The 2,372-nt window shown below is 64.0% G+C and carries 4 protein-coding genes; all 4 read left to right on the plus strand.

Features of this window, described 5'->3' with window-relative positions:
- On the plus strand, window positions 1-188 hold a 188-nt coding region (locus HP546_RS29250), incomplete at its 5' end, for an SEC-C metal-binding domain-containing protein (RefSeq protein WP_172233058.1).
- A 172-nt stretch (window positions 189-360) separates the two neighbouring features.
- Window positions 361-1,578 (plus strand): bifunctional glutamate N-acetyltransferase/amino-acid acetyltransferase ArgJ, encoded by a 1,218-nt coding sequence (gene argJ, locus HP546_RS29255; RefSeq protein WP_172233061.1) that lies wholly within the window; start codon window positions 361-363, stop codon window positions 1,576-1,578.
- A gap of 53 nt (window positions 1,579-1,631) precedes the next feature.
- Window positions 1,632-2,264 carry a glutathione S-transferase family protein gene (locus tag HP546_RS29260; protein ID WP_172233064.1) on the plus strand — a complete coding sequence of 211 codons (633 nt, stop codon included), beginning with the start codon at window positions 1,632-1,634 and terminating at the stop codon, window positions 2,262-2,264.
- A partial coding sequence (locus tag HP546_RS31590; RefSeq protein ID WP_372242474.1) for an NUDIX domain-containing protein occupies window positions 2,261-2,372 on the plus strand: 112 nt, incomplete at its 3' end. The genes HP546_RS29260 and HP546_RS31590, both read left to right, overlap by 4 nt.

Genomic DNA, 2,372 nt, shown 5'->3' on the forward strand with positions numbered 1-2,372 from the left:
TGGCCAGCCGCATGCAGTTCCAGCATGCCCCGGCCCCTGGCCTGGAAAGCGAGCAACTGAGCGAGGAGGGCGCTGAAGTGGCGGTCGCTGCCGCGCCAGTGCGCAATGACCAGAAGCTGGGCCGCAACGAGCCGTGCTGGTGTGGCTCGGGCAAGAAGTTCAAGCATTGCCACGGGCAGATCGAGTGATCTGATCCGGTTGTTGTAACCTGAACCATCCGGGGGCCGCTGTGCGGCCCATCGCGACACAAGGCCGCTCCCACAGGAATCGCGACAACCCTGTAGGAGCGGCCTTGTGTCGCGATGGGGCGCGAAGCGGCCCCGTTTTTCGCTATCAACCGTAATTTCTAGGAGCGCTCTAATGGCTGTTGGTCTTGGTCCTTTGCCTACCCTGCACCCGGTTCCGGGTTTTGAACTCGGCATCGCTTCTGCCGGCATCAAGCGCCCGGGGCGCAAGGATGTAGTGGTCATGCGCTGCGCCGAAGGCTCCAGCGTGGCCGGCGTGTTCACCCTCAACGCCTTTTGTGCCGCGCCGGTGATCCTCTCCAAGCAACGTGTACAGGGCACCGTGCGCTATCTGCTGACCAACACCGGTAACGCCAACGCCGGTACCGGCGCCCCAGGCCTGGCCGCTGCCGAGCGTACCTGCGCCAAGCTGGCCGAGCTGGCTGGTGTGCCCGCCGAAGCGGTACTGCCATTTTCCACCGGCGTGATCGGCGAGCCGCTGCCGGTCGAGAAGATCGAAGGTGCGCTGCAGGCCGCCCTCGACAACCTGTCGGAAAACCACTGGGCGGAAGCCGCCACCGGCATCATGACCACCGACACCTTGCCCAAGGGCGCCAGCCGTCAGTTTCAACATGATGGCGTGACCGTTACCGTCACCGGCATCAGCAAAGGTGCAGGCATGATCCGCCCGAACATGGCCACCATGCTCGGCTACATCGCTACCGACGCCAAGGTGTCGCCAGCGGTGCTCAAGGACCTGATGCTCGACGGCGCCAACAAGTCGTTCAACCGCATCACCATCGATGGCGACACCTCGACCAACGACTGCTGCATGCTGATCGCCACCGGCAAGGCCAACCTGCCGGAAGTGACCGAAGCCGGCGGTGCGTTGTTTGAAGCGCTGAAAAAGGCGGTGTTCGAAGTGTGCATGGAAGTCGCCCAGGCCATCGTCCGTGACGGCGAAGGTGCCACCAAGTTCGTCACCGTGCAGGTTAACGGTGGTGGCAACCACCAGGAATGCCTGGACGTGGGCTACGCCGTGGCCCACTCGCCGCTGATCAAGACCGCCTTGTTCGCCTCTGACCCCAACTGGGGTCGTATCCTGGCAGCAGTCGGCCGTGCCGGCGTGCCAGAGCTGGATGTCAGCCTGATCGACGTGTACCTGGACAGCGTCTGCATCGCCAGCCAGGGCGGCCGCAGCCCGAGCTACACCGAAGCGCAGGGTTCGGCAGTAATGGCCCAGGAAGAGATCACCATCCGCATCGAGCTGGGCCGTGGCCAGTGCAGCGAAACCATCTGGACCACCGACCTGTCGCACGAATACGTGAAGATCAACGCCGAGTACCGTACCTGATGTGATCGGGGCCGCAACGCGGCCCCGATTTTTCCAAATGATGGAGCCGAACCATGAGCTATCACCTGATCATCGGCGACAAGCTGTACTCCTCCTGGTCGCTGCGTGGCGCCCTGGCCCTTGAGCTGGCCGGCGTGCCATACGAAGAATCCTTGATCAAACTCAATCAGCCTGACACCCGTCAGCGCCTGCTCGCGTACTCGGCTACCGGCAAGGTGCCGTTGCTCAAGACCGAGCACGGAGTGATCGCCGACTCGCTGGCGATTGCCGAATACCTCAACGAACGCCACCCCGAGGCCCAACTGTGGCCTGCCGACGTGGCTGCCCGCGCCCAGGCGCGGTCGGCGTGCGCGCAGATGCACAGCGGCTTCTTCGCCCTGCGCGGGGCCATGCCGTTCGATCTGTCGCGCGATCAGGCACTGGACAGCGTGCCGCTGGACGTGCAGATCGACATCGATCGTATGGTTGCGCTGTGGTCCGAATGTCGGGTGGTGGCCAAGGACAGCGGCCCGTTCCTGTTCGGCAAGCCGAGCCTGGCCGATGCCTTCTTCGCCCCGGTGGCTGTGCGGCTGCGTACCTACCGGGTGGAGGTACCCGCAGAGGCGGCAACCTACATCGAGACCATTTATCAGTGGCCAGCGTTCAAGGCCTGGCAGCAGGCTGGCCTGGCGGAGCGTGCAGGGTGAAACGTATTCATGTAGTAGCCGCTGTGATTCGCGGCAGCGATGGCCGCATTCTGATCGCACGCCGTGCCGACACTCAGCATCAGGGCGGCCTGTGGGAGTTTCCTGGCG

The sequence above is a fragment of the Pseudomonas sp. CM25 genome (genome assembly GCF_013179705.1).
In the GTDB taxonomy this organism is placed as follows: Bacteria; Pseudomonadota; Gammaproteobacteria; order Pseudomonadales; family Pseudomonadaceae; genus Aquipseudomonas.